Origin of the sequence: Paenibacillus sp. FSL M7-0802 (genome assembly GCF_038004945.1) — a bacterium.
GTDB lineage: Bacteria > Bacillota > Bacilli > Paenibacillales > Paenibacillaceae > Paenibacillus > Paenibacillus polymyxa_B.
Genome location: NZ_JBBOSD010000001.1, coordinates 4,603,061 through 4,627,287, shown reverse-complemented (window position 1 = coordinate 4,627,287; position 24,227 = coordinate 4,603,061). Strand labels below are relative to the sequence as shown.

Sequence of the window (24,227 nt, the reverse complement as noted above, 5' to 3'; positions counted from 1 at the left end):
GAATCCCATGGTCCTGATTGTGTATCGCATATCCGCTACAAACAGTCCCAATGAAGAGTTCCTTCAATGGGACTGTTTGTAGACTTCTCACTATTGGCTATATATTGGGCAGAATCATGCAGGTATCAATACAATGCCCATTTTTCCGTACACAGCTCTATAAATGAATGGGCAACCTGTTCACATTCGTCATATCCCAGACTACCAGAATGAGCAAAAAGAACGGGATACTCATTGTTTCTTTTTTCCTCTCTCATATCAAACATATAGTGGTTTCCGCACCCATCCATCGCAAACGACACAGCACCCGGCATATATTCCGGCAACTCGTAGGCGAGGTTCATTTCTCTCAAATCTTCGGTATTGAAAAACTGAAAATAACGTTCTCCATTTTGAAACTCCCCACCATTAGAATATTTCAAAAACTCCATATAGCTGTCAGGAAATTGTCCTTGGGGCAGATGCCAGCCAACAGGATCTAAAGGTTTATATTGATCATAGAAAGGAGACGACTTTGGAAAAGGGTTCACTTGTCTTTGCTTGATTTCGTGAATCTCTTGCTCGGATAGCTTTATGTTCCATGTTTTCAAAAAATTCGCGATTTGTTCATCAGTTGCTTCCTGACTTATTACAAACGGTTGTTCAAATTGAATACTCCACATATGTGCCAACCTCCATGCCTTGATGCCTCTAAGAGTTGTTATTTCTACCGAGCAAGCTATTCCTTATCCACTACCGCCTGCCATGCTTTTGTAATGTCTATAGGCGACTTGCTGCTGGTCTCCCCTCCACCTTCTTGGGTCCATAGCGGCGGATAATATGCAAATACCTCTCCCGGCTGAAGTTGCTCCATATCCTTCTGCCAACCGTTCCAGCGGAATGTCTGGTAGAACAAGCCCAAATCTCCCTCAGCCAACCAGCTCAAGAAACCGGAATAGGCCAGCTCAGTGGATTCCCATTCCAATGCATCTGGTGCAAAATAGTAGATATGACCGCTACGTCCGAATTTCCCTATATCCAATCCAAAAAATCCACCTGCTGCATCATAGGCAACAATCAGCATCCCCTCAAGCGCAGGAACACTTTCCGGTTCTTGAAGCCCGTTCCATGAGGTCAAGCTACCGAAAATTCCAGAGCCACCCGCACCCAGCAAGGTGATCCAACCGTAATCAAACACGATTCCTCCTGTCTCATAGGCAACTGTTCCCAAATACGATTTCGTACTCACCTGCAAACGGTACAGCGTGTCCCCTGGAGTGGATTCCGATTCGGCCGATACAATGTGATGTGAATTCCGGCCTTCTTTCAGAATATTTCTGACCTCTTCCCATGCATGGTTATCCTTATCCACCAGTTCATCAACCGTTAAAGTATGCATGTTCATTCCCCTTCCCGCATATCCCAAAATTCACTTTCAACCTACAAACTGATTTTTGAAAACCTGCGTTTGATCTAAAATCACCCACTGATTCACTTCGTCGTATCCTTTTACAATTGCCGTGACCTCATGCTTCGGATACATCCACTCGGATGGTGTCTTTTCCTCATATGTACGAGTGTCTGACAATCCGACCGCATGATGCTGGAAAATATGAATAAGCGTACCGTGTGGGAAAAATACTTCAATATAACCCTTTACCTTAGTTCCAACGGGCAGTGCATTTTTGATTTGATGCCATTCCTGGTTGAAGGTGCGAAGATAATTGGACCAGACTTCTTCAAACTCTTTTTTTGTAATTTGCGTATAATAGGGCTCTGTATATTCAATCGCTTTCTCAGCTAATAAGAAATGATACTGCTCGTGCTTGCGATTAGAGGCGATATACGTGCCGTCATCCTGGATAACAATTTGCCGATAGGCTACGCCATCCGAATCTATTTCAAAATACCAGGTTCCCATGCCTGGTTCCGGACAATCTTTAAGATATTTCATAGGCCCCTCCTATTAAAAAATTCAATTCGTTTGTATCACTTTTTCCCGCCATAGGTTCTTGCCAAATATGCGAGATACTCCGAACGCGTCAGTCCTCCCGTTTGACGGTTGAACTCATCATACGTAATGTCTTCCGGGAATCCGAATTCGGCCAGTGCTTTTCGACGCTCATCCTGATGTAACGGATTATCCAGCGTTTTGTGCCACTCCCGCTCTTCCCAGGAGCCAAAACAGTCGGCAACGATACCTGAATAAGCACCGTTATTTGAAAATTTTCGCGAGGACTTGAACACGGTCTCCCCTTCCGGTTTGGAAACCGTGCCCGTTCCCCAGGACAGACTATATGTTTTTTCTTTTCTACTATCCGTACTACAGCCATAGCCGATGGGGAACACAATATCCTCTTCCACTAACAGCTTATGTCCAACCCGCTCATAGGCACCCCGCATAAAGGAATCATCCATAACAATCCAGGTCGTTTCGGATAATGGGGCGGATGTGATAGATTCCAAAGCTGTTGAACGGTCACGACTCGTAAACAAATATGGACGTACGAATAAAGGCATGGTCATGACACTGTTCCAAATGCTCTCCTCTGCAAACAACTGATCCTTTTGCATTTGGCGCAAATCTCCAACGACCAGCACATATCCATCTGTGAAAAGGTCTATTTCCACGCGGAAGATGTCTCCTGGGACCGTTTTATAACGCTGGTTTTTCATATGCTTCAACCGGTGCAACCTGCGATCGTAATCCTTGGGCACAAGTGACGGATATTGCTGAAGCCAATCGATGATCTCTTCTTTACTATGTAAATGCTCACATCCCGTAATAGGGAGTTTCACACCCGTTTTGCTATTCACAGCAGTAACATAACTAAGAGGACGATCCCTTCGAATGCCTGCTGAAAAGGTCACGCCTTCTGCCTTGATACTCGAAACACTTGTGTAATTCAGCTTTTTCTCTTTGCCACGAGCCGTTTTAGGCAAAACAAATGCCCGATCACGAGTAAAAATCTCTACATCGGTTTCTCCATAAGTATCCTCAGTGGAAGAAATTCGCTTGCGAATTACGTCTCCATCCACACAAATATAGTATCCTTCTTTAATTTCTATCACATCCCAATGCTCTTCCAGCACCTCCAGCCCGAAGTACGGTCGTAACGCGTTCGTTAGCCAACTATTCATCTGTTCCTCCAGTTCCAAGTACATCTCAATGCACCCGGGTTCAATTTTCCCAAAGATTATAACATAACGCGGCATTTAGCTCGTTTATTCATACACTGTTCCAGCTTGGACCAACTCTTCCTGAATCCAGCTACTGCTGGTGGAAAGCTGGCGCAAGTCGGCAGAGATCTGTTTGACCTGCTCTTGCAATACGTGTGACTGATCCGTTCCTTCCAGAAAGCGACTCAAAAAATGAAGAAATACGTCTACCTTCCTAAGCAGCATCAATATAGGCACAGCATCAATCTCGGTGTGGCTTAAATGAACCTGGCGGCTGAAGCCCCGGCAAAAATCCCGAACTGCTGTCGTCTCCTCTGGTTGTCCCAAAAATCCTGATAAGATGACCGCCGGCTCCATGACCCGAACGTCTAGCGTACAAAATTCGAAATCAAGCAGTGCGGTTACTAGACTATGATCAGAATCCTTTACTAACAAATTGGAAGCGTTCAAGTCTCCATGTACAAGCTGATGCGGCAACTCTTCCAATGCATGAAGCGAATCTGTAATCTCTTCATAAGCTTCCCCTATTAATCGCAGTTCTTCATGCAAATCCTTTAGAGGCTCAGGCGGATGTAAACAAAAGCCCTGAACCGTTTCCCGGTTACACAACGGATAGGATTGCTGCAAAGCATAATACGGTCGATAGACTGGAGTCATATCAAGATTAACTGTCGCAAGCACAGCCGATAATTCCCCCGTAGTCTCGCCCAAAGAATAGGCAAAGCTTGAATCCTGCTCCAGGGGTGATATGCCTTCTATGTATTCGAACAGACATACATATTTACCGCTTTCCTTCTCCAGCTGAGCGAGCGTCTCTCCCCTGACCGTCGGAATAGGCGTGGGTGTCCTGAACGATAGTGAATGCTTACTCAGCTCCTGCAAAACTGCATGCTCAAATTCAATTTTGTCCCGATCCTTGTGTGTATCGTAGACGCGCAGCACTCCGTTTCGCCCACCACTCTTAACAAAATACGTCGTATTATTCCAACCCCCGGTTTGTTTCTGCAGCGTTCCGTTCCACTCTGGCCAGTGACGTCTTAGTATTGCCTCCAAGGATGTACCCTCCCTTATAAACACCAGCTTATGAATTTGCAGATATTATAACAAATATAGACGCCCATTAGAATTGGACGTCCTTGTATATCCTTCATTTCCTCAACTGTTTGTTTCGGATATTTTGCGGGGTGGCACCATATGCTGTTTTAAACTTTTTATAGAAAAAACTCATGCTGTTATATCCCACCTGTTTAAATATCATTTCGAACGGCAGATTGGTATTCACTACCAAAGAATAGGCTGCATTGAGTTTAATGTTGGCAATAAGCTGAGTGTAAGTAAGACCGGTTACTTTTTTTAACTTATTACTTAAATACGTGCTATTGTAATTAAAATGGTTAGATAATTGCTGTAGGCTTAAATGCTGATAGTGCTCTTCCATGTAATTCAGAATAGAGGTAATATTATTTTCCTGCTGGTTTAAGTGAATATTATGCTCGCTTTCCAATACACGGACCAATTCTCCAAATACAATTTGCAAATAAGCCTTCACCAATTCCATCGAATCCTCTTGCCTGGAATAATATTCGATTAAGATTCTACGCAATATATATTGAAGGTTCTCATTATGCTGCGACTCAAAAATAATAAAGTGATTATGGTGCTGATGCTGGAGGACAGAGTTGGCTAGAAATTCGCCAATCAGGCTTTTTTTCTTAGATAGCCGCTGCAGAAATAGGGATGAAATTGTTTCTCTTTGTAGCAAGATATTAATCAGTATATCGTCTTCTCCCAAAGGAGCGATGCTGTGCGGCACATCCTTATCCAGGACACATACTTGGCCTTCACAAAGCTGAATTTCTTTGCCTGCTATGATTTGATTGCACTTACCTGAGTAAACATAGTTTAATTCGATAAATTCATGCATGTGCTCCAGCATCGGAGCAAATCTATTGTGCTTGCTAATATAAATATCATGTTCTCCAAAGAAAAATAAAGCGGGCATACGGTATATATTCTGATTTATATCAAAAAAACGCTCATTCTCCGATTCTTTGGAGAGATCATTAATCACCTGATTGTTTTGCTGTTGTAAAAGTTCAATTTCCGTTTTGTTTCTCAGCAACTGATCCAACTCATGAAGGTTCATAAACACTGACTCCTCCTTCACTATATGATGGAAAACGGGCGGTTCTCCGCCCGTTGAAAAAATTACTATATCGGATACATCCCATTAACTGTGGACTGCCGCTTGAGTTTTGCTTCCCTTTCCTCTAATAGCGATTCCCAGACAAAGGAGTGCCGCAATCGTAAATACAATCGCAGAAACAAGGAAGGAAAATGAAGCCGTTTCATTTCCAGACAACACGCCAACTAACTTGATCACATAAGGCGAAGCAAACGCTCCCAAATTGGACCCTACCATCGCAATGGAAATGGATAAAGTCTCACTGCCTTTAGGTACGATTTTAGTTAGTATGGTAAAAATATAAGGAATAAACAGCGCAAAACTAAAGCCAATGATCAGCATGGCAACGGTAACCATGGTAACATTCTGAGCAAACCATAGTAGTACAAAACCAGTTGCTGTTAATAGACTGGAGATAAAGGGAGCGTAATTTCTAAACCATTTATAGATTCTACCAAACAGGAAGCCCGCAATCATGGTGGACAAGGAAAACAGCGTTAACGCAGTTCCTAAAAAACCAGCATTGGGCATGCTCTTTTCAGCAATCATAATGCCTGTTTTGGTATATACAATCATGATAAAAGTCATAAACAGAAAAAGTGCAGCCCCTAATCCAAGTACAGGTATGGATATTCCCCCGCTCTTGTGACCCTTTTCTGTCGAGTTCTCTACTGTAGGCTCCCCGCGCTCTGGTTCGGGAATGATCAGAAAGAATAATAGCGCAATAGGAATGGTGATTCCATAGCATAAAAAAGCGAACTGCCAGTCAATTAGGGCGAGCTGCCCTGCCACAAAGGTAGCCAAGCTGCTTCCGAGTCCTTGAACGGCGCTTTGAAAGCCTACTAATTGAGCACGTTCATCCCCTTCAAAAAAATCACTAATTAAACTGACGGCCAGTGAATTGAACATCCCGAGACCTGCACCTAGTACCAAACGCAGCGCAAGAATCCATGTAATATTCGTCGTGAACATGGGAAGTATTCCGCCGATGACTACGAGCAAAAGCCCTAGCAGGACTGTATTTTTTTTACCCAATCGAGAAGAAATCGGGCCACTCAATAGCACAAACAGCATCATCGAGAAGGATGGAATCGTGACTACGCTTTCAATCAGCGAACTGGAGACGCCTGATAATTGGTTCAGCATCATTGGTATGACAGCCGAAATGGCACTCGCTGACGTCAGGACTAAGGAAATGGATAGCAACGCCGTTTTAAACAAAACTTTGTTCTTTATATTCATTAAGCTCTCACCTCTAGTCTATGTTATTTAGCCTCTAGTTGCATCTGTACTGGAACGTATACTGTCCAGAACCGACCGTAAACGTCATTTCATGATCTCCGCTCCTTTGGAAAATCGCCTGTTCCCCTGTAGAACCTAATTTCCCGGCCAGCTCCTGTGGCACATCACCAGGCGGATACTGAATCGACGGATATTGCATAGCAATGGTCTGCTGTAGTGCATCCGGCTCCATAACGCCCGGAAGTGTAATCTCAGCCGTCGTATTATGTGGTACGTGAACCGTCATCTTCATTTCTTTATTCACGATTTCCCATTGGACTTCAAGCGTGCCATATGGCGTCTCCAGCTTGCCATGGGCCGAAGTAAGATTGGCAGGCGGTTTAGGAGCTAAACGTGATTTTTTATAGCCCGCTTCAAGCACATCGATTCCGGCAATATTTTGGTACATAAAGTCTCCTACTGAACCGTACGAATAGTGATTGAACGAGTTCATATCGGTGCTCCAGAATGAGCCGTCCACTTTAATGCTATCCCAATGCTCCCACATGGTCGTTGCTCCCCGTTCAACCTGATAGAGCCATGAAGGATAATCATTTTGAAATAAAATGTTATAAGCGACATCCGTATAGCCATGGTCGGATAAAACCAGACATAGATAGGGGGTGCCCACAAAGCCGGTATCCAGATGCATATCATTTTTTTCGATGAGCCGTACGAGCTCCTGAATCACTTGCGTTTTATACTTTTCTGGCACCAATCCGAAGTGCAAAGCCACAACCTGTGCAGTCTGGGTATTGGAGGTTAATTTGCCCGCGTCATCGAAGTAGCGGTTCGCAAAAGCCGTTTTAATCCCCTCATGTAAGTTTTTATATGTGTTGTAATCGGTATAGCGATTCAGCAGTTTGGCCGTCTGTGCCAATATATGAGTCGAATACGCAAAATAAGCAGTAGCCACCAGCGTTCCGTCCGTCGCCCCAAAATAGCTTCCTTCCTCGCTATCCAGCGCCAGCCAGTCTCCCAGTTGCAAACCGGTATCCCAAAGACATTCTTCGTCCCCCTGGGCGCGAATATAATCCACCCATGCTTTCATACTGTCATACTGCTGCACTAAGATTTGCTTATCCCCATAGCATTGATATAGGGTCCACGGACATATAACCGCCGCGTCTCCCCATGCTGCCGTCGTTTTGTCCATATTATCGGCAAAGGTTCCTTTGAGGACATCCGGCACTACAAAAGGCACTGCCCCATTTTCCAGCTGGTTGTAAGCCAAATCCCTAAGCCACTTTCGGAAGAAGGAAGCCGCATTCATATTGAAGCTGGCAGTTCTAGCAAAAATCTGTGCATCGCCGGTCCAGCCTAATCGCTCATCACGCTGCGGACAATCGGTTGGCACATCCAGGAAGTTCCCCTTTTGCCCCCACACAATATTGTGTTGAAGTTGATTCAGCTTTGGATCAGATGTCTCAAACACCCCGATCGTCTCCATGTCCGAATGCAGAACAACGCCCGTAAAATCTTCAATCGTAACGCTATCAGGAAAGCCCTCAAGCTTCACATATTGAAAGCCTTGAAAAGTGAAATGCGGCCTAAATATCTCCGTCCCCTTCCCGCTGCAAATGTACGTAATCTGCTGCGCTGCATCCCGAATATTATCTCTGTAAAAGTTCCCTTGCTGATCCAGCACTTCACCATGAACCAGATTCAGAACCGTACCTTCGGGGGCTTCAACTTGAAATTCCAGCCAGCCTACCATATTTTGACCCAAGTTAAGCACCAGCTCACCTTTAGGAGTTCGAATGAGTTCAACAGGCTTCAATCGGCTCATCACACGGACAGGCTCGTTCTCCTGAGCAATCAGATGACTTAACGGGAATGAGACGACCTGCATCATTTTCCGTTCGGTTAAGGAGCTATGTTCGGCTGCCTGCTGCTCAAGTCGGGCATCATAGATTTCGCCGTTATAAATATCCGACATTAAAATGGCACAGCTCGTTTCCTCCCAGGAAGAATCAGAGCAAATGACTTCAGAGCGGCCATCTTCATAACTAATCTTCATTTGAAATAACAATGCATTCGTGTTCCCGTAGGTGTCCTTGCGCTTTTGCCAGCCCAAATAACCGCTGTACCAGCCTTCTCCCACCGTGGCTGTGATTCGATTATGTTGTTCTCGAATGGTAGAAGTCACGTCATATGCTTGCACCTGGACACGATCGTTATAATCCGTCCATCCCGGGGTAAAGTAGGCATCGCCCACCCTTTGTCCATTGAACTCCAGTTCATACAGCCCAAGACTTGTAGCATAAATGACTGCTTTTTTCACTTTTCCCTCAACCGAAAAATATTTGGAAGCGGCAAAAGGAGCTCTTGTCTGAAACTGTTCATGGATGCTCCGCTCCTTCACTGTGATCCATTGTGCTTTCCAGTCCTGCTCATGGAGCAGCCCCATCTCCCAAAAGCCGGACTCACTCCATTCCGATTCTTCCGGTTCTGTGTCACCTGCTCCCTGAGCCCATACTTTTACCCGATAATAATATCTTTGTCCTGATTCCAGCGGGGGGCCTTCATAGGGAAACAAAATGGATTGATCCGAATAGGTAAAATGATTCCAAATCAGCGGTTCAAAAGTGGGATGAACGGATACTTGCAATTGGAAACGTTTTTGAGAAACATACATTTTTTCAGATTCGATCTGCCAACTTAACCGCGGTTTTAGACAACCCAATCCAATCGGATTATTTAAATGCTCGCATCTAAGCGCTTTCACTTTTAGCATTCTTATGTCCTCCCTGAGGTCTTCTTTTGTATTTCTATATTCAAATTAAAACGCTTCCATTGATTGTGCGCAATGTTGTATCCCTGCATGTTATATGCTTGATTTACAGGTGTTGAAATTCCACCCCTTATATTGAATCTTAAAATGGATTTATTAGAAAAATATGTGCGTTTGCAGAGCAGCTACACTTAAAAAAGCCTGAATCCGTTTGAGAAGGATTCAGGCTTGATTCTTGCTAGAAGGTCTATCTATTCTTTTTCAGTTGGCTTATGCTCGTCCGGCTATCGCTTGTTCCGGCGTGGAAGCTGGATACAAGTGACAGGCTACCTGTCGCCCTGGTGCAGCTTCGGCAAAGATGGGCTGTACTTTGCTGCATATCTCCATGGCTGCCGGGCAGCGATTATGAAACGCACAACCACTTGGCGGATTTTCTGGACTGGGCACATCCCCTTTAAGTACAATCCGATCACGCTCCGCTTCCGGATCAGCTACAGGTACCGCAGACATTAGCGCCTTTGTATACGGATGCAGCGGCTCTCTGAACACTTCTTGGGTCGGTGCGAGTTCGACCAGCTTGCCCAGGTACATCACACCCACGCGGTCGCTGATAAATTTGACGACCGACAGATCATGAGAAATGAACATATACGTCAGGTCATATTGTTTTTGCAGGTCCTTCATCAGATTGAGCACTTGCGCCTGAATCGACACATCGAGGGCCGAGACTGGCTCGTCACACACGATAAATTTGGGATGAAGCGCCAGTGCACGTGCGATCCCGATCCGCTGGCGTTGACCACCCGAGAACTCGTGCGGATAACGATGTGCGTGATAAGGAGACAATCCGACCACTTCGAGCAGCTCTTCCACCCGCTCTTTGAGCTGCGTTTTGCTTAGCTTTTCATGCGTGATGAGCGGTTCTTCCAGCACCTGCTGTACCGTCCATCTGGGATCAAGCGAAGCAAACGGATCTTGAAACACCATCTGCATATCCGTTCTGAATTTGCGCAGCTGCTCTGTGTTTAGCTTACGTATATCCGTGCCGTTAAACAGAATCTCTCCATCCGTCGGTTCGATCAATCTGAGAATTGCCCGTCCAGTTGTGGATTTGCCGCAGCCGGATTCTCCCACGATTGCCAGGGTTTCACCCTGCTGTACAGTCAGGTTAATACCATCCACCGCTTTGACTGCTCCCACTTGTTTGGAAAAAAGTCCTTTTTTGATCGGATAGTGTTTTTTCAAATTACGTATTTCAAGCAGTGTACTCATGATATCCCTCCTGCTGTAGCAAGCAGCGGCTTTTGTGTCCGGGTTCCACTTCTGTAAGCTCCGGGGCCTCTGCACGGCAAATTTCCTTGGCAAACTGACAACGTGGTGCAAAGCGGCAGCCATGTGGCATATCAAGTGGGTTGGGAACCTGGCCCGGAATGGAAGCCAGACGCTCCTGATCACTGTTTAATTGTGGCAGTGAAGCTAGCAAACTTTGTGTATACGGATGCTTGGGCTCTTTAAAAAGCGTTTTTACATCGGTTTCTTCTACCACTTGTCCGGCGTACATAATCACGACCCGATCGCACATTTCAGCAACGACACCAAGGTCATGAGTAATCATCAGAATGGAAGTTCCTTCGGACTTCTGCAGCTCACGCATCAAGTCAAGAATCTGTGCTTGAATGGTTACATCTAGTGCCGTTGTCGGTTCATCGGCGATCAGCAGCTTCGGATTGCACACCATCGCCATCGCAATCATCACCCGTTGGCGCATCCCGCCCGAGAGTTCATGCGGATAAGAAGCGGCTACTTTTTCTGGACGTGGAATTCCCACTTTCGTCAGCATGTCCACAGCCATGTCTTTCGCTTTGTGTTTGCTTACACCGTGGTGGTATCGGGCAGACTCCGCAATTTGCTTGCCGATTTTGAACACAGGATTTAGCGAAGTCATCGGCTCCTGAAAAATCATGGCCATCTCGTTACCACGAATCGAGCGCATTTTCCGCTCCGAAAAATCCAGCATGTTTTCACCGTTAAACCGTACTTCACCAGCGGCTACTTTCCCAAGTCCCTTGGGGAGGAGCTGCATAATGGAAAGGGAGGTAATGCTCTTGCCGCACCCGGATTCGCCAACGATTCCGAGTGTTTCGCCTTTGCCAACCGATAGATCGACGCCGTCCACAGCCCGGATGGTGCCAGCCGCAGTCTTGAACTCCGTCCGGAGGTTGGTTACTTCAAGCAGTTGTGCCATGCCCTCTTCCTCCTCCTTGTCCATCATTGAACCTTCATGTTCTTTTTAACTTAGGGAATAAAGCTTATTCAGACTTGCCCATCGTTTGCAGATGCTTCATGGTACCGTACAGTTTAGTAATATGTTGAAACTCCTTTTCCGAATGAAAAGAGCATTGCCCACGTCCATAAGCTTTGGCTGTTTCTACAGCCAATTTAGCCGCCAGCGCAATATCGCTTTCGTGGCTGGCCCCCGTTGCACTGCCTGGGACAGGAGCAGCGGCCGTGATGGCTACACCAACCACTGGAGCGGAAGTTGCCACCGCTGGTTGCAAAATGCTGTTGATGTGATACAGGTCGTTACCATAAGGTGTGATGTCCTGCGTAGTTACAGCAAACGTGACACACGGTTCGCCAGTAACGGTCTGAACAATATCGACGAGGTCTTCACTAATTCGTAGCACATAGCCTTGACGTACCGTCGGGGAAATGGCAATACCTTTATGGTTAATGACCCGATTCCCTTTGGTCGTATCAATGGATAGGATCGCTTCCATTTCGGGTGTCACTTCATATTTGTTCATCGTCAAAATATCTACGGGTGAATCCATAAATGGAACCGGATCATGGGGCTGAGTGGGTGCATCTGGACAAATATGTGTACATATGATCACGTCTCCATCAAGCACATCTCCTTTGGACTGCATGCACAATAGTTTAGCCGCCGCCGAAATTGCCGCTGCCGCACCGTCACCATCGGATACAAATCCGATCATTTCCGGTCGTGCTCCAAGTCCACCAAGTCGCCCTACTACACCCAAGGTTGGAGAATCGCCCCCCTGAACGCGACCCGTTTTACCGGCAATGACAATTTTAATAAAATCCGTAGAGCCCTTTTCACCTTTCACGGTGGAGACCGTAATCTCAGCTTGACCCAGTTGTTCCAAATAAGCTTTGACTTCTGCCCCGCTGGCAAACGGACTATCCAAAAGGTCATAGACTTCAAAAACTTGTTTCATCATACGGCAGATCCCCTTATGCTTCTTTTTGTGTTGTTTTCAGATATTTAAGCGCCGTCAAGGCGTATACTTTCGCAGATTGAATGATCTGCCATACCGGAGCTTTTTCATTAAAATTGTGAATGGTCGACAGTTCGGCAGGCCCGTATTGCAATACCGGGATATTGTATTTGCGGAATGCACGTGCATCGCTGGTTGCCCATTGCAGTACGCCATAGGCCTCTTTACCGCTGACCTCAGCGATAGATTCCACAAGCTCCTGTACAATCGGCTCGGTTGGAGGGGTCCAGTTGGCATTACCATAAAATCCGAATTGTTTGGGTTCCGCGTCAATGCCAACACTTGCAAGCAGTTCTTTGGCTTTGGCCAGTACATCGCGGTGGTCTACGCCAAATGGAACACGGGAATCCACTTGCACTGTGCAACGGTCCGCAACCACATTGACTTTGGTGCCTCCCTGGATCGTACCAATGTTCACTGTTACATGATCAAACGCTTGTCCATAGCTTGGGTTCTCCCGTTCACTTGCATAACGCTTGGAAATTTCAATGATCTCTTTGACTTCTTCCGGGATGTCCGGCTTGATGTCCCACAGTTGTTGCAGCGCTTCAATCCCTTTTGCTGCCTTCAAAATAGCACTTTCACCTGCTATCGGCTGCAAACTGCCATGACCCGGTGTGCCTTCAACGGTAAATTCAAACCAGCAGCTTCCTTTTTGCCCGATGGTCGGGTTTTGTGGGCCTGAAGGCTCTGCGATCACAGCAGCTGTTCCTTCAATCAGCTTTCTTTCCAGCACCCAAGGTACTCCAAGATGTCCCCCGGTTTCCTCGTCTGGAACTACAAGCAACGACAACGCACCTTCGAGTGGTACGCCTAGTTTGGAGAAAAGCGCAACGGTAAATATTAATCCGCCCAGTCCTGCTTTCATGTCCGAAGCACCGCGACCCAGGAGGTAGCCATCACGTATCTCACCACAAAACGGATCAAAATCCCAACGAGTACGATCCCCTGCCGGCACAACGTCTGTATGCCCACAGAAAATCAGTTTTTTTCCGTCCGCCGTTTCAGCGCCATAATCAGAAATGAGATTCCACATATTCGGCCCGGATTCATGCACCGTTGTTTCTATACCTGCTTCTTTAAGATAGTCCATAATGAACTGACTAATTTCGCGTGAATCACCTGGAGGATTTTCCGAAGGAAACTGAATCAACCGCGAGCATAGCTCAAGCAATTCGTCCTGCCGTTTATCTATTTCATCAAGAACCAACGTTTTCCAATCTGTCATTTCCATTCAGTCCCTTCACGTTTTTCATTTAGCCAACTAAATTTTTTACGATCCATCGGGATCAGCTTCATACTTCAGGTGTAAAATGATAGCCTTCGGCTGTAAAAACCGAAGGCATAAGGTAAGATCACAACTTACTCTTTATTCAATGAATAGAATCGGATAACCTCATCTGGGTAGTAAACATATCCAGTGACGTCTTTGCTCATGCCAACAACCCGATTGTATTCATACAGGTACGCCCATGGCGAATCTTGATTTATAAGCTCTTGTGCTTTGCCATACAGCTCTTTACGTTTATTTTCATCTTGCTCTTTGCCTGCTTGTTCCCAAAGCTTATCCACTTCTGCATTAGCATAATGCATATAATTCGAAGAACCGCCGCTGTACATCAGGAACCCGAGATGGTAACCAGGGTCGTTGACGAAGGAAGTCCATTTGGAAATGTATGCTGTCAGGTTGCCTTCTCGTTGCTGTTCAAGGAACTGTGCACGGGCAACATTGACAACATTCATCTTTACGCCAATCTTGGCAAGTTCAGCTTGAATCAATACAGCATCATCTGCCCAGTCCTGGAAGCCGGAACCCAGTGTCAGATCAAAATTAAACCCATTAGGATAACCCGCTTCTGTAAGCAGCTGTTTTGCTTTGTCCAAGTCGTGCTTGTAGCTGTAGCCCGCATCGGTGTAGCCAGGCGTGTTACTCGCTACAGAACTCTTCATTTGCTTTGCTTGACCGTACATGACATCGTCGATTAATTGGTCGTAAGGAATAGCATAAGCAATGGCTTGACGCACTTTTGGATCATTAAAAGGTTTGACTTTGTTATTCATGGCGAAATACAGAATCCGGTTACTTGCATTGGATTGAACCTTCAGATCAGCGTTGGTTTCCAGCTTCGAAACGTCCTTTGCAGGAATTTCAATCGCCATGTCCACATCGCCTTTATCTAGCAGAAGTACACGGTTGGAAGCTTCCTTGGTAAACTTCATCGTTACTTTGCTCAGATTTGGCGCTCCTTGCCAGTAGCTGGCATTAGCATTAAAGACAGCTTCTGTCGCAGGGTCCCATTTTTCAAGCTTGAACGGACCTGAACCTGCCGCATGTGTTTTCAAATAGTCGCCATCGCCATTTTCTTTGACAAGCACATCATCCACAATAGAGAAGTTGTACAATGACAGGATTTGCAGAAACATATGATTGGGTTGGGACAATGTAACGACAACGGTGTGCTCATCAGGCGCTGTAGCGGTTTTAATGGAGCTCATACCATACAGGAAGCTACCGGAATCGGAATTTTTAAGCCGCTCAAAGGAATACAACACAGAATTGGCGGTCAGCGGGTTGCCGCTTTGGAATTTAACGTCTTTACGCAGATGGAGCGTATAAGTCATGTTATCAGCGGACACATCCCATTTTTCAGCCAGCATGGGCTTAATTGCTTCCGTATCTGCCACTTCACCGCTATCCGTAGACTTTTTGCCGTAGGTCACAAGCTGATCATAGAGCGCAAGCACAAGGGTGTCCGAGGTAAGATCACTTGCTTCAGCAGGGTCCATGGTTGACCCTCCCTCCGAGTAAGCAAGTGTAATCGTCTTTGGTGGGGATGGGGCATCTGCGCCTTTCTCTCCAGATGAAGCGGACGGGCTGTTAGCATTGCTCGCACAGCCTGCCGTCCATAGCAACGTAGACAAGACGACAATTAGAGAAAGACTTTTTTTCAACATGGCTTACGTTCTCCCCTTTAATGATCTATTTATTTTTATTTGCTAGAGCGCAGTCTAGGATCAAGAACATCCCGCAAACCGTCTCCAAGCAAATTGAAGCCCAAAATAGCTGTCGCAATTCCAAGACCTGGGAAGGTTACAATCCACCACTCACCGGAAATGATATACGCTCGCCCTTCTGAAATCATTGCACCCCATTCAGCAATCGGGGGTTTCACACCGAGCCCCAGGAAGCTGAGACTGGCTGAGGTGAGGATGGCGAAGCCCATTCCGAGCGTTGCATTCACAAGCAGTGGGGCAAGTGCATTAGGCAAGATGTGGCGAAACAGGATCGTTCCGTTCGTTACACCAATTGCCCGGCTGGCCTCAACAAACTCCTTTTCCCGGAGAGAGATGGTTTGTCCGTGAATCAGTCTGGCGAATTCGGGTATGCCTACAATGCCCACAGCGATGAGTGCACTCATCAGTCCTGGTCCCATCGCTGCAGCAATGGCCATGGCGAGTACCAGCGACGGGAAAGCCAACAGAATATCCATACAGCGCATAATAATGCTGCCCATTCGACCGCCATAGAAACCTGCGATGGCTCCAAGCGGTACGCCGATGATAAATGAGATCGACACGGCAATCATCCCGGTCCATATGCTGATTCTGGCTCCGTAAATGACACGGCTGAGAATGTCACGTCCGTAATTATCGGTCCCAAACCAATGTTCTGCACTTGGCGGCAGCAGCTTGTTCGCCGGGTCGGTTACATAAGGATCATGTGGAACGATCCATGATGAGAGGATGGCAATGAGCGTCCAGCCAACGATAAAGATGAATCCGATTAAAGCGAGTTTATTGCCAAACAGTAATCGCCAAAAGGTCTTGCGTTTCGGTATAGCGGCTGCATTGGGCTGAGGTACAGCCGCTTTTGCCACCAAATCACTTGCAGTGCTCATCCGAGTACCTCCCCCTACTTTTGTGCTTCGTTCATTATTCGTACCGGATACGTGGATCAATCAATCCATAAACCAAATCGACTCCAAGATTGATAAAGCTGTAAATCAGCGCACTTACGAGGGTAAATGCTTGAATCGGTGCGTAGTCAGCCGCCAAAATGGAGTCCGTCACATAGCTGCCCACTCCTGGCCAGGTAAAAATGGTTTCGGTAATAACCGCTCCACCAATCAGGTAACCGACCTGCAAACCAAGTACGGTAAGTGTTGGAATAAAGGCGTTAATGAGTGCGTGCTTATAAATAACAATTCCTTCGCGCAGACCTTTGGCTCTGGCTGTGCGAACAAAATCCTGACCGATCACTTCCAGCATGCTGGAACGCATCATCCGTGCCACAATCGCCATAGTGCCTGTACTGAGACAGACTGCTGGCAGAACCAAATGGGATAAACTGCTTTTTAAAGCTACAAAATCACCGGTCATCAAACTATCGAGTACATAAAGTCCCGTAACGTGCGTCGGCGGATTGATGTCACCGCTAATTCGACCCATGGGCGCAGGAGCGATGCCCCATTTAGCATAGAAGATATAAATGAATAACAGGCCAATCCAGAAAATGGGCATACATGCACCGATCAAGGAAAACACACGTGAAATGTGATCCACAATCGATTCTTTACGGGTTGCTGCCAGGATGCCGATTGGGATTGCCACCAGAATCGCAATAACCAAGCTTGCCAGCGCCAACTCGATGGTTGCTGGAAACCGGGTAGCAAAGTCGCTTGCCACTGACTGTCCGGTGTGATAAGCCTGACCCAGATCACCTTGGAACAATCCAACTACATAATGAAAAAATTGAATGTACTTCGGTTGATCCAGTCCCATGCTGCTTCGAATATTTTCAATCGTCTCGGGTGTAGCCTGTTCCCCCGCAAGCATCACGGCAGGATCACCCGGAAGCACTCTTGAGATCATGAATGTAATGACGACAATACCAAGCAGTGCCGGAATCATTTGTATCAATCTACGTAGTGTGTATACGGCCACAGCCTGTCCCTCCTTATCCGTAATTCCTCGTGTCTTTGTCACCTTTCTTTTCATCACTTGTTATTTTTATTCATTGTACTAAGGAACAAGAACGGTTTCCACGTCCTGAATAACTAAAAATAATGACGAATTTTGTCGTTTGCGCACTAAAGTTACTCACCATGTTATTTAAATGTCGTGTTTTATTCGAATATAGAAATCAAAATCAGCATGATGCCAAAAAAAGCGGTCCCCTTTCAAAAGGAAATCGCTTGTTTTTTATATATAGATTGTAGTATTAGGCCGATCAGGAAAGGAGAAATAATCGCGAGCACTGCAAAGAACGAGGTGTTCGACTCAGCAGCTTGCTGTCCGGTCGCACCTTGAAGCGAGGGGGAGCGAAAATACGTATTGCTTTGTCTTTCTCTATAGATTTCCAGTCACGATAATACCATTTGCTCGCTTCAGGTGTGCTCTGACCCAAGCTATAAAGGAATCGATAAATATGCGCAATTCCGGCTCCTTGGCAGGCCAAGCATCCAATTCTGTTAATATCTCATGCCATATCGACTCCGGAATCGGATTATCCCAACAGGGATCAAAAGCCTCATACGTTTCCCCCGTATCAGGATCGTCAAGTGGATATTTGGACTTTAACGCAGACAACACGATATCAAAGTCATCTGCGTAGATAAAGATTATCTCCTCCAGCTTTGGTTCATCCGTATCCCCATAACGCAGCGGTTCAAAAGTATATCCAATATTGGCTCGTGGACCACTATAGCGATAGATTAGTGTCTGAATCTCTTTTTTGTCCTTCTTACTCAATCTCACCACTCCTTTCTTCGGCTACAACTCGAACCAATCCGCAGCGCATTTCTCTTCTTCCAGCACCCTGCACATTCCTTCCCTCCACTTCACCGCATCTTCGCCACCAATATGAAATAGACAATAGATATAAGGTTCACCATCTTTTAACCCTTCAATATTCCTTGCCTCTTCCACAGACACCTGGAACGCCTCAGGCCAATCGGGATCATTTTGAAGCAGGACAAAGCCATCCTCATCCCTTTGCATCCGATATCCGTCAATCCTAGGCAATGCTTCAGCTAAACGATCCATTAGCACTTGAATATCCTTAACATCTGCGACTTTAATTCCATACTCCCAACCCATCTGCATCCCTCCAATTTTATGAACTCCTCCTTAACTAGCCCCCCCTAAATCGGATTTCACCTTCTCATTCACCTCAGGAGTTCAGTCGTAGTCCGCATATAAGAGGTACTTTTTTGTTTAAAGCCACCCACTTTTGCTGGATTTCCATGAGCCTCCCACTTTCCTTCTGCTTTCCCTGAATTTTCTTAAAACTTATTATAATAGATATCTAAACTATGTAGTTTATGAATTAGCAAATTGAGACCTTTTGACTATCATTCAAACCAGCAAACAAAATAGGCTTCTCGTGAATATAGCACGGAAGCCTATGGGTTCATCAAACAATTCTTTTATTTATTTGGTCCTCTGAGATACCAGCTCACTATTCCCTTTTCTCTTTCTTACCCCCAACATAATGATGGCCATAACAGCTACTAGAGCTGCTATAAGAGCAAAAGGAATATATTTGTCCACCCGATATAGCGTCGTTGTCAAAATAGGAGCAATAATTGCAGAAATCCCTTGGACAGTGGCCACCAGACCAGCGGCTCCCCCTTGCTGTTCTTTACTAACAGAAAGAGAAGCCCCAGCCATAAATCCAGGCATAAGCAAGCCTGTACCTATACCAAACATAAAGAACGCTAAATAGTAAACAACCATGCTGGCTGACATGAGGAATATCAGCATACCGGCAATAAGGAACAGAGAACCGAGCAAAATCATCGGCTTGGGTTGCCATTTAAGCCATTTCATCTGAACGATCTGTACAATCAACATGGCTGCACCGGAAAACATAAGTCCAAAGGAAACCACTCTTGCTGTTTCTTCGGATGAAAGGCCTAGTTGATCTTGAAAATAAAATCCGCCTATAACCTGGATGGTCACAATACTAATCATCGTAACCAAACCTGCAAACAAATACATTCGTAGACCGGGTTGAAACGGGTTAATCCGAGCTGGCTTTTGCTGAATAACGGGTTTGGCAGACGGAATTGCCAGCAAGGCCACTACAAATGCTACAGCCGCAATCACGATCCCAAAATATAGAGGCCACAGCAAGCCTATTAAAGTAAAGGCACCTGCAATAGCAGGCCCAAATACTAATCCAAGTCCATTGGCTGCGCTAATGATCGCCATCCCACTGCCTCGATCTTCTCCCTCGGTCACATCTCCCATATAAGCTTGGGAGGATGACAATACCGCCGGGATAAACCCGCCGATCAAACCGCGTGTAACAATTAACAGGACTAACAGCAGCCCCCCGCTGAGCCAACCTTTTAATCCTACAAAAAGAGTAAGCGTAAACAGCAAGCAGCTTACACACATCCCTATGAATCCAAGCAGAATCACAGGCTTGCGTCCCTTTGCATCACTCAGATTTCCCCATATTGGGGCCATTAAGGCCATCGTTATGGAGCCAAGCGATATAATTAACCCAGAATGACTTTCTCTTAATCCCAACTCACGAATAAGGGGCGGCATAATTGGAGCAATGAGCATGAGCCCAAGCATAGCCACAAATACACTGAAAAAGATGCTCCCTTTTATTCTGTTCATCCTCGCACACTCCTCTGTTATAGATTCTCTCTATGCAGAAGTATACGAGTCACAGCACCACTCTACTGCCTATATACGGATTATTCTACGGTTAAACGGATTTTTATTTTAAAATACCTTCTTTAAGGACGATGGCTTCACTCCGTATTCCCGGAAAAATTGCTCTGAAAATGCACTCACATTGCTATATCCTACAGCCATCGCAGCTTCAGTCACATTGCTTTCTTGGCTTCGGAGCAGCTTCATCGCATAATCAAGACGAATTTGGCGCAAATATTCAAATACAGTAGTTCCAAAGCAGGCTTTGAATCCTTTTTTTAATTTAAAATCGTTTAATCCAACCTTTTTGGATAATGTGATCAGTGAGGGTGGATCAATCATGCTGAACTCAAGTATCTCCCGAGCCATATGCAGCTTTCTGACATCTTCTTTAGACAAACCTTCGGGCATAGGTGTTAAATCAAATAATTGAATCATAAATCGATTTAAAATCTCAAGTGCCGCTGCTTCCATTAACAAAGGCGATTTATGCACACTTTTCAAGTCTTTGATCAAATGTTCAATCATCACTATACTTCTGTGATCCAGTTCAAAACTAAAGTGATGGAATGCAGCTCCCTTAAGAATTTGATTAAATTCAATAGCTACCTGCCGACGAGCCGCTAACTGTGAAGCCGCATAATTAAACAACGAAATCGGAATGCCAAGTGCAAATGATTTGTATTGTTCGTTAACCGGAGGATGAAAGCACGCTTTAAAATCCTGTAAAAAAATAAGTGCCCCCTGTCCCATCGGGAGTGTATAATCCAACCCAGCCACATTCACATGACGTTGACCCGAAAGCGCAAATTGGAGTTCAATCATTTGTCCACTGGAAGCAAAGTTCGTCGGATACGGCTCGTGATATTGAATATGCGAATACACGATCTCAATTCCGCTATAAGTTGTAACTCGGTAGATATGTCCATGGCCCGCTTCCGGTAAAATCATATACGTATGCTCGTTCTGCTGTCTGAACGGAGTCTTTTCCAAATAATGCTGATATATTAATGATAACGAATTTGAATTCACAAGCGTCCACCTCAAATGTTTTCATTCATCCTGATCCTTCGAATGAGAATCGTTATCAATAATAGTAGCTGAATTTGAATGGTTTGACCAGACCTATTGGAGTAAGCTGTGGAGACATTCGGGGGCTTTTATAATAAAAAGCCCGCCGTAAGAGGCAGGCTCGGCTAATTAGCTCTAAGGCGTGTCAGCTCTTAATTCCCTTTATTAAGACTTTATCTATCCCTTTACGAGATTTGCTGAATGAGTGACCCGATTTCTCCCGCCACTTTTGGAAGTATACAGAGCCAAATCCGCTTGATGAACAATCGTTTGTTCCGTATCCTCTTGCGTCACCGTTGCCACACCAATACTCACAGTAATAGCATATTCTCCCCAATCCATCGAGGCCGTCGTGGAGCGGTATCTTTCCGCTGTAAGAATAGCTTCTTCTTGATCGTTGCCCGGAAGAATAATTACGAACTCCTCGCCGCCATACCGAGCGACAATGTCCCTATCCCGTGACATGGATTGCAGTAATTCTGCCAGATTCGTAAGCACTAGGTCGCCCACTGGATGACCATAAGTATCGTTAATACTTTTAAATCGATCAATATCAATGATAAGCAGCGAAAAAGATATTCCACTCTCACGAAAAGACGCGAGGCTAGCTAGTAATTGATCTTGGAAATACCTTCTATTTTTAAGACCGGTTAACGGGTCCGTTGATGCCATCGTTTCAAGCTGGAGATTAATCCTTTCTAGCTCCTGCTGTTTGATTTCATATTCTTCGTGCAACCGTTCAAGCTTCTGGTTCGCTTCATTCGTAGCCTGATATAATTCCTGAAGCTTGGTTTTGGTCTGCAGAATATCTCTCTCATGTTCAATTCGCTTACGCATCATAAGCACTACACAATCAATAACAGTTTCTCCGTTGCGTTCCTGGCGTACCCCGTTTAGAAGTACAGGCACATCCTGTCGATCACTTGTCCGAAACGAGAAGTACATCTCATCGACATGCCCGTACAACTGAATATAGGGATAAAAATAAGTATGAAAAAATAGCTTGTTGGTAACAGACATTGTGGATTCAATCGGCCGTCCGAGCAATTCATTACGATCATAAAGTAGCATATCCAATAAAGTTTGGTTTACCGATTGAATGAAGCCAGAATCCGAGATTGAGAAATATCCACAGGGAGCTTTATCTAATTGAATATCCATTTCATGACTGCCTTTCTCCTGATATTACACACTGGCTAAATACTCTTTAATCAGATCGCTTGTTTCTCCAGGTTGACTTAAGTGAGGATAATGCCCCTTTGCCCTCATCTGTTGAAGCCTGCTGTTTTTAAGATGAGTATGTAAATAATTCCCTACTTCAATTGGAGCAATGCTATCGTCCGAGCACTGGAGAATCAGTGTAGGAATCGAAGCATGCTGGAGATCGACACGGCAATCCGAAAAAAAAGTCACTTCCGCAAATTGTCGTGCAATATGAGGGTCTCTTGAGCAAAAGGTTTTCTCCAACTCTTCGGTTAATTCCTGTCGTTCAGGATTCTGCATAACAATGGGTGCCAGGTAACTAGCCCAGCCAATGAAGTTCATTTGCATCATATCAAGCAATTCATCGATGTCACTCTTATCGAAGCCTCCATAATAATAGGGGAGGTCATTCACATAACGAGGAGAGGGACCGAGCATGACGATGCGCTCAAAATATTGGGGATTGCGGATAGAAGCAAGCATTCCGATCATACTACTAACGGAGTGTCCGACGAATATGACATTTCTTAATTCTAGCGCTTCCATAATATCTAGCACATCTTGGGCATACCCTTGTAAGTCGCTGTATTTTTCTGAATCATAGTACTTAATTTGAGAATCTCCAGAACCTACGTAATCAAATAAGACGATTTGGTAGTTGTCGATAAAGCTAGGGACGATATAACGCCACATATCCTGATCGCATCCAAAGCCATGAGCAAATACGATCGTTTGGCTGCCTGAGCCCAGCACTTTTACATTATTACGTACGAGGATGTCAACGGTCATTATAAATCACCTCTCTGAGGTAGTATCTGTTCTATCAGCTTCTTTTCATTATTATATCGGAAAAGATTTGATTATGGATAATGAATCTCATTCAGAAATACATGTACCCCATATTTTTCTAGTTCGGAGTAACTCTGTTCATTTAACTCATTCAAATTCATATCTGTATCCTCTCCGCGGCATTTATTCATCTAAATGAAAATATTTTTTTATAGGCAAGGGCATCGCAGAGAATATTAATTCGCCTAATTGCTCTGGAGATTCCTTCATGCCATTCTCAAGCCAGTCCTTAGTCACATTCACTCCTCCATAAGCGTTAAATCTTATAGCAAAAAGGATGTCGGGAGGCAACAAAGTCCTATTTGTTTTCTTAAGAATATAATTGGTGTGGCATTCAACCGTATAGTTAAAGATATTATTATAAAAAGACAAGTGCGTATTGTCGTCAAAAGCCTTTTTAAAATAGATGTAATCCTCTTTAATAAACTCAACAATTCTCCCGGCAACACGTCCCCAAGGCTCTTTTTCTATATATTGTTCAATAATTTTATCTGCCTTATCACTATATATCCATGAGATCAGGTCATATTTACTGGAAAAATGATAATAAAACATCTGTCTGCTAACCTGACAATTGTCAGTAATATCCGTTACGGTGATGGACTGGATTGGATGTATTTTGGCTAAGTCTATCAAAGATTCAGCAAGAAGTTCCTTAGGAGTTGTTTTTCGAATCATGTTAGCCCTCACAAAATTTTATTTTACATTTGTACACTATGAAGCATTTGTCTACATTTTTAACACTCTTAAAAATCAGTCTATTATTATT

The 24,227-nt window shown here is 45.0% G+C and carries 22 protein-coding genes; all 22 read right to left on the bottom strand.

Going from position 1 to position 24,227, the window contains the following annotated elements:
• Positions 1-125: 125 nt before the first annotated feature.
• Positions 126-662: an SMI1/KNR4 family protein gene (locus MHB54_RS21260; protein WP_023989666.1), complete on the bottom strand. Its 537-nt coding sequence runs from the start codon at positions 660-662 to the stop codon at positions 126-128.
• A 56-nt stretch (positions 663-718) separates the two neighbouring features.
• Positions 719-1,378 carry a DUF2625 domain-containing protein gene (locus MHB54_RS21255; RefSeq protein WP_340981939.1) on the bottom strand — a complete coding sequence of 220 codons (660 nt, stop codon included), beginning with the start codon at positions 1,376-1,378 and terminating at the stop codon, positions 719-721.
• 36 nt (positions 1,379-1,414) lie between these two features.
• The gene (locus MHB54_RS21250; RefSeq protein ID WP_340981937.1) at positions 1,415-1,933 is read right to left on the bottom strand and encodes a hypothetical protein; all 519 of its coding nucleotides are present in this window, start codon (positions 1,931-1,933) and stop codon (positions 1,415-1,417) included.
• A 35-nt stretch (positions 1,934-1,968) separates the two neighbouring features.
• Positions 1,969-3,120 carry an Imm26 family immunity protein gene (locus MHB54_RS21245; protein ID WP_340981935.1) on the bottom strand — a complete coding sequence of 384 codons (1,152 nt, stop codon included), beginning with the start codon at positions 3,118-3,120 and terminating at the stop codon, positions 1,969-1,971.
• 84 nt (positions 3,121-3,204) lie between these two features.
• Positions 3,205-4,212, bottom strand: coding sequence for a phosphotransferase enzyme family protein (locus MHB54_RS21240; protein WP_023989670.1), 1,008 nt, complete (start codon positions 4,210-4,212; stop codon positions 3,205-3,207).
• 94 nt (positions 4,213-4,306) lie between these two features.
• Positions 4,307-5,305, bottom strand: coding sequence for an AraC family transcriptional regulator (locus MHB54_RS21235; protein ID WP_034095071.1), 999 nt, complete (start codon positions 5,303-5,305; stop codon positions 4,307-4,309).
• 84 nt (positions 5,306-5,389) lie between these two features.
• Positions 5,390-6,586, bottom strand: coding sequence for an MFS transporter (locus MHB54_RS21230; protein WP_023989672.1), 1,197 nt, complete (start codon positions 6,584-6,586; stop codon positions 5,390-5,392).
• Between the two features lie 34 nt (positions 6,587-6,620).
• Entirely contained in the window at positions 6,621-9,362 is a 2,742-nt protein-coding gene (locus MHB54_RS21225) for an alpha-L-rhamnosidase (RefSeq protein ID WP_023989673.1), read from the bottom strand.
• A 267-nt stretch (positions 9,363-9,629) separates the two neighbouring features.
• The gene (locus MHB54_RS21220) at positions 9,630-10,631 is read right to left on the bottom strand and encodes an ABC transporter ATP-binding protein (protein WP_023989674.1); all 1,002 of its coding nucleotides are present in this window, start codon (positions 10,629-10,631) and stop codon (positions 9,630-9,632) included.
• Positions 10,615-11,604 (bottom strand): ABC transporter ATP-binding protein, encoded by a 990-nt coding sequence (locus MHB54_RS21215; protein ID WP_023989675.1) that lies wholly within the window; start codon positions 11,602-11,604, stop codon positions 10,615-10,617. Before MHB54_RS21215 ends, MHB54_RS21220 begins: the two co-directional genes overlap by 17 nt.
• A 64-nt stretch (positions 11,605-11,668) precedes the next feature.
• The gene (locus MHB54_RS21210) at positions 11,669-12,604 is read right to left on the bottom strand and encodes a DUF1177 domain-containing protein (RefSeq protein WP_023989676.1); all 936 of its coding nucleotides are present in this window, start codon (positions 12,602-12,604) and stop codon (positions 11,669-11,671) included.
• 13 nt (positions 12,605-12,617) lie between these two features.
• Positions 12,618-13,889 carry a M20 family metallopeptidase gene (locus MHB54_RS21205; protein ID WP_023989677.1) on the bottom strand — a complete coding sequence of 424 codons (1,272 nt, stop codon included), beginning with the start codon at positions 13,887-13,889 and terminating at the stop codon, positions 12,618-12,620.
• Positions 13,890-14,023: 134 nt separating this feature from the next.
• On the bottom strand, positions 14,024-15,616 hold the full coding sequence (locus MHB54_RS21200; RefSeq protein WP_023989678.1) for an ABC transporter substrate-binding protein: 1,593 nt from the start codon (positions 15,614-15,616) through the stop codon (positions 14,024-14,026).
• Between the two features lie 35 nt (positions 15,617-15,651).
• On the bottom strand, positions 15,652-16,560 hold the full coding sequence (locus MHB54_RS21195) for an ABC transporter permease (protein WP_028542289.1): 909 nt from the start codon (positions 16,558-16,560) through the stop codon (positions 15,652-15,654).
• A gap of 34 nt (positions 16,561-16,594) precedes the next feature.
• A complete protein-coding gene (locus tag MHB54_RS21190; protein ID WP_023989680.1) occupies positions 16,595-17,605 on the bottom strand; it encodes an ABC transporter permease in 1,011 nt (336 codons plus the stop codon).
• A 405-nt stretch (positions 17,606-18,010) separates the two neighbouring features.
• A complete protein-coding gene (locus MHB54_RS21185) occupies positions 18,011-18,418 on the bottom strand; it encodes a hypothetical protein (RefSeq protein ID WP_231517239.1) in 408 nt (135 codons plus the stop codon).
• 15 nt (positions 18,419-18,433) lie between these two features.
• A complete protein-coding gene (locus tag MHB54_RS21180; protein ID WP_076157390.1) occupies positions 18,434-18,760 on the bottom strand; it encodes a hypothetical protein in 327 nt (108 codons plus the stop codon).
• A gap of 333 nt (positions 18,761-19,093) precedes the next feature.
• The gene (locus MHB54_RS21175; RefSeq protein ID WP_076157394.1) at positions 19,094-20,296 is read right to left on the bottom strand and encodes an MFS transporter; all 1,203 of its coding nucleotides are present in this window, start codon (positions 20,294-20,296) and stop codon (positions 19,094-19,096) included.
• 108 nt (positions 20,297-20,404) lie between these two features.
• Positions 20,405-21,367, bottom strand: a complete 963-nt coding sequence (locus tag MHB54_RS21170; protein WP_028542287.1) for a helix-turn-helix domain-containing protein — start codon at positions 21,365-21,367, stop codon at positions 20,405-20,407.
• A 216-nt stretch (positions 21,368-21,583) separates the two neighbouring features.
• The gene (locus MHB54_RS21165; RefSeq protein WP_340981929.1) at positions 21,584-22,567 is read right to left on the bottom strand and encodes a sensor domain-containing diguanylate cyclase; all 984 of its coding nucleotides are present in this window, start codon (positions 22,565-22,567) and stop codon (positions 21,584-21,586) included.
• Positions 22,568-22,591: 24 nt separating this feature from the next.
• Positions 22,592-23,398, bottom strand: a complete 807-nt coding sequence (locus MHB54_RS21160) for an alpha/beta fold hydrolase (RefSeq protein ID WP_023989686.1) — start codon at positions 23,396-23,398, stop codon at positions 22,592-22,594.
• Between the two features lie 183 nt (positions 23,399-23,581).
• The gene (locus MHB54_RS21155; protein ID WP_053325875.1) at positions 23,582-24,136 is read right to left on the bottom strand and encodes a TetR/AcrR family transcriptional regulator C-terminal domain-containing protein; all 555 of its coding nucleotides are present in this window, start codon (positions 24,134-24,136) and stop codon (positions 23,582-23,584) included.
• Positions 24,137-24,227 lie beyond the last annotated feature (91 nt).